At 57.5% G+C, this 4048-nt stretch carries 5 protein-coding genes; 1 reads left to right on the top strand and 4 read right to left on the bottom strand.

Translation table 11 applies throughout. The features are described from left to right. Positions 1 to 324: 324 nt before the first annotated feature. The 4 genes from HNP33_RS20755 to HNP33_RS20740 are packed head-to-tail and all read right to left on the bottom strand — an operon-like array spanning position 325 to position 2964. Complete coding sequence (locus HNP33_RS20755) at positions 325 to 1473, bottom strand: PilW family protein (RefSeq protein WP_184749509.1); 1149 nt, start codon at positions 1471 to 1473, stop codon at positions 325 to 327. Further along, the gene (locus HNP33_RS20750) at positions 1470 to 1832 is read right to left on the bottom strand and encodes a type IV pilus modification PilV family protein (RefSeq protein WP_184711750.1); all 363 of its coding nucleotides are present in this window, start codon (positions 1830 to 1832) and stop codon (positions 1470 to 1472) included. The genes HNP33_RS20755 and HNP33_RS20750 overlap by 4 nt, the downstream gene beginning before the upstream one ends. 53 nt (positions 1833 to 1885) lie before the next feature. Further along, complete coding sequence (locus tag HNP33_RS20745) at positions 1886 to 2503, bottom strand: GspH/FimT family pseudopilin (protein WP_184711752.1); 618 nt, start codon at positions 2501 to 2503, stop codon at positions 1886 to 1888. Continuing rightward, entirely contained in the window at positions 2497 to 2964 is a 468-nt protein-coding gene (locus HNP33_RS20740; protein ID WP_184711751.1) for a type IV pilin protein, read from the bottom strand. Before HNP33_RS20740 ends, HNP33_RS20745 begins: the two co-directional genes overlap by 7 nt. 504 nt (positions 2965 to 3468) lie before the next feature. On the opposite strand from HNP33_RS20740, the gene HNP33_RS20735 reads away from it, so the two are divergent. Beyond that, on the top strand, positions 3469 to 4048 hold a 580-nt coding region (locus tag HNP33_RS20735; RefSeq protein ID WP_325064970.1), incomplete at its 3' end, for a histidine phosphatase family protein.

The raw sequence follows: 4048 nt of genomic DNA, 5'->3' as shown, positions 1-4048 counted from the left end.
ACCGAGCTGGGCACGCCCCAAACGGTGGCCGTGGCATAACTACGTCTGGGGTTTGGGGAGACTCAGTCTCAAACCGATTTATGCAACAAAGCCGAGCCACAGAATCCTGCTTGAATGCCAGATTTCCGCTGGAAAACAGCCCCATCTGGTTGGAACGCATGATGGCCACTGCTGCAACCAGCAAGGCGACCAATGCGATCAGCGTCAGAAATAGCGAGAACCCTCTTTGCCGAATCGCCAGAGAACCCGATAAGGGATGGCGAGAGGTGCCCCACCGCAAAGCAGGCGCTCTGGGCGCGCTGTTGAAAATATGAGAGGCCTTCATCACTGGACGAGCAAATTGTTGCGCAAAGGAATAATGCTTTCGGTCACCTTGAAACGATCAGCCCGTTGCGCTGAGGTCAAGGTAATCGTCTGCTTGAGCGAACCCAAATCCTCAAATGCGTAAAGCGTTGCCGGGCTGATACCGGCCTGCTTGACACCATGGGAGTGGGTGACGACCGCCACGCGAATCGCCAGGATCTGATTGATCTTTGAAGAGGCAGCCTTGAGGTCTGCAACGGTCCATCCCGCTGCACCCGGGCTCACCCAGGCGTCGACCTTGCCGTCTTTATCGGTATCGACGCCATACAAGGCAAACAGGTGAGAGACGTCTTCCGCAATGGTGCCCACAGCAGAGCCGGACAACTGCAATACGTCGTATTGGTAAAGCGCATCGCCACTGCCCACTCCAAACAACCTTGCCATTGGATAGCCGCCGGTACTGTTACCCAGCGCTGCCAGATAGGCGTCCTTGGAGTCCACAATTGCCTGCACAGCCGTCACCTGGGAGGCTGCGTAGTAAGCCCCTCCCAAAACCACCGTAGCCGAAGTGCTTGCGGTGGTATTGATTTGGGAGACGTAGCAATCGGATTGCCCGCTGGCGGCCACAAGAACCAGGTCCTTGGGAGCCAGGTCGATGACATTATTGAAGGCCAAGGTAGGTACGGCAGAGCCGGCAGGCAACACGGCGCGAGGCACATCGGCTGCGGCGCCATGCGCTGCCATGACAAAAAGAACATCCGAGCCATTGGCTCCCACGCCCTTCTCCACTAACACCGGCGCTGCAAGAGGTGCTTTCAAACTGCTCACACTGGCAAAGGGAGCAGCCAGGCTCGCTGCGGGCAGCAGCGTTGTGCTTCCTTTACCAGCATGCAGCGTGCAGCCCAGCATGCCAAGCGCAGAGGTATTGGAAAAACCGGAGCCCGCGCTGCGGATGTACTTGTCCAGCTGAGCCATGGCATAGGTGCCAGCCTGGTCGCGCTCACCCACCGAGGCCGAGACCTTTTGCTGGCGCAAGGTGACCGCGATCACCGTGGTCACCGCCAAGGCCAGCAACAAGCCAACGGTGAGTGCCACCATCAGCTCGATCAAGGTCATGCCATGCTGCAAGTGAGTGCGCTTGCCGCCTAATGAGGGGGGGTAATGGCTCATTGGGCTAACACCACTTGGGTTTCAAACTGACTTTTGGCGGCGGGCGGTGTGGTTGCATACGCAGGAGCCTGCCATGTCACCACGATCTTTGCATTGGTTCCTGTGGTGACTTGCGTCACATCGCCCTCTCCATTGGGCAACTCTGCGGCAACCAGATCCTTCCAGGCAGTGAGATTGGCTGCACTCAGGTCCGTGGTTCTGCCAATCTGCATCTGGCTGGACAGCTGGTTGGCGAGCCTGGCCGCGATATCGCGGTCTTGCGCATCGGTGCCAGCCTGTATGGCCCGCGCCTGCATGCCCATCAGGCCGATCACCCCCAGTGAAAAAATCAGCAGGGAAATCAGGACCTCGATCAACATGAAGCCACGACTGGCCTTTTGATTACGTACAGGATATGAACGCATAGGTGCAATCAAGAACAGGTAAAGATGCCACTGCCACCCACAGTACCCAGACAACTGGTGACTTTTCCTGTGGGGGAGACACTGACTTGCCAGCGCTTGGTACCAAGCGACGGCTGGATCAAGAATTGAGCGCCAGAGGAGGCGTTAACGGCACAATCTGCGCCGGTTACACCCGTTGTGGTATTCGCCTTGATGGAGCCATCAGGCATAAAGCACATGGCCGTGGTGCTTGCGCTCACCACGACATCGGCAGTGCCTTCGCTGTAGCCGCCTACATTGACCACCTCAGGCGTGACGCTGCTGGACGCATCCGCCAGCGGGAGCACCACGGTTGCCCAGGATTTGCCATTGACAGCCCCTGTCAACGCCGTACTGGGCATGGGGCTGTCAGTAAAGGTGAACAGCACTTGGCGGCTGCGGCGCAGTGCTTCGGATTGCGCCGTTTTGAGGGCCGCTACCAGCTCCACGGTTTTGCCACTGGCGCGGTTCTCTGCCATGAAAACCTGGAACGATGGAAGCGCTAAGGCCGCAAGGACTGCCATGACGGCCAGGGTCACCATCAACTCCACCATCGTGAAGCCTGCATGCCGGGGCACTTTGCGGACAGGATAAGCAAGCGCTAGCATGCTTGCCCCTTGCGCATCATCCAGCCATTGGCGTTATTGCAAGTGCTGTAGCCGGGGCCTGCAGCCGTCGTGTGGCGCTCGTTAAGGGAATTGATCGTATAAGTGAAGCCCGCGACAGGCCCCTTCCCCACGGCCTGTGCTGTGTACTTGCTATTCGTCAGCTCATCAGGACAGCTGATATCAAAATACTGCAGCGAGCGCGTACCCGCGCATGGCGATGTAGCGGTTGCAGTGCTCGCATAGGTGCGGTTGTCCTGGTAGTAGCGCTCCAGGTCCATGCGCATGGTATCGAGCCCGCTGGTTCCTTCCGGAAGTCTGCCGCGCAACACATAGTCGCTGTAACCTGGCAGTGCTATCGCTGCCAAAATTCCAATGATTGCGACCACAATCATGATTTCAATCAGCGTGAAACCGATTACACGCTTTGAAAAAGCTCTTCTTCTCACCAGACTCCCTCCCATAACCCGCTGAAAAATTTGGAGCAGCGCCGCTCCTCTTTAGCAGCCACGGCTCTCACCTATCATTTGTCTCTATATTTCGATGAACGCTATAAGAATCATATTTTTAGAAAATTTTAGCTATCAATCTGCGCCATGCACGACCGAGGCAGATGAACGGTGCTGATTTCCAGTTGAGCGTTTTTCGATGCGTGGCAACGTCTACACTCCTCCATCGATCACATTCCGTTTGCGCATAACCCATCGCTGAAGGCCGTGCGCAATGGCTTCTCAGGAGGCGCGCCTGTAAGCACGCATGACTCTCCCATCACTGGTAAAGAGTGCATTCCATGTTGGCAAGGCGCTCCATGGTCGGGCGATAGCGGTGGGCGAGATGGCTCGACACTGGGACGGGAGAAGTGGTCAACAATCGCGGGTTGTTGCGATAACAGCCTGGCATTTTTAAAAACGGCGCTTATCAACTGCAATGCCTTCATCGTTCTCATTGCATATGGATCTGGACTGCATGTGAATTTGCCCCAACGCCTGTCGCCCCCCGTCTTATGGCTGCAACGCCATGCACAACCACTCGTGGCTCCGGGGGTCTGCTATGGCCGCAGTAACCTCGCGGCTGATGACAACGCCACGACGGCTGCTGCTGTTGCGCTACAGCAGGCCTGGCGGGCAGAAGGATTGGAGCCGGGTGAGGTGTGGCACTCTCCGCTGCAAAGATGCGAGCATCTTGCGCTCAATCTACAAGCAATTGAGCCTGTTTTCACACTGAAACCCAACCCCGATCTGGCCGAAATGGATTTTGGCAACTGGGAAGGCCTGCGCTGGGACGCCATTGCACGCGCCGAAATGAACGCCTGGACCGCCGATTTCTGGAACCACGCGCCGGGCGGCGGCGAATCGCTGGCCGCGATGATGGCCCGCGTGAACCGTGCTTTGACCGCTGCACGCTCGCAATCACAGGCCACAGGCCAGCCCGTGCTATGGCTGACCCACGCAGGTGTGGCGCAATGCGCACATTGGCTCATCACACGCGGCGAACGCCAGCCCACCGCCAAAGACTGGCCATCGGTCAAACTGGCCTATGGTGAATGGA

It is taken from the genome of Comamonas odontotermitis, from assembly GCF_014207855.1.
GTDB classification, from domain to species: Bacteria; Pseudomonadota; Gammaproteobacteria; order Burkholderiales; family Burkholderiaceae_C; genus Comamonas; species Comamonas odontotermitis_A.
Note: the sequence above shows the minus strand (reverse complement) of the source record. Positions and strands in the feature narration are given on the sequence as shown.

Coding starts and splice junctions, on each gene's coding strand:
- HNP33_RS20755 (WP_184749509.1), bottom strand. CDS start 1,473: ATGAGCCATTACCCCCCCTCATTAGGCGGCAAGCGCACTCACTTGCAG.
- HNP33_RS20750 (WP_184711750.1), bottom strand. CDS start 1,832: ATGTTGATCGAGGTCCTGATTTCCCTGCTGATTTTTTCACTGGGGGTG.
- HNP33_RS20745 (WP_184711752.1), bottom strand. CDS start 2,503: ATGCTAGCGCTTGCTTATCCTGTCCGCAAAGTGCCCCGGCATGCAGGC.
- HNP33_RS20740 (WP_184711751.1), bottom strand. CDS start 2,964: ATGGGAGGGAGTCTGGTGAGAAGAAGAGCTTTTTCAAAGCGTGTAATC.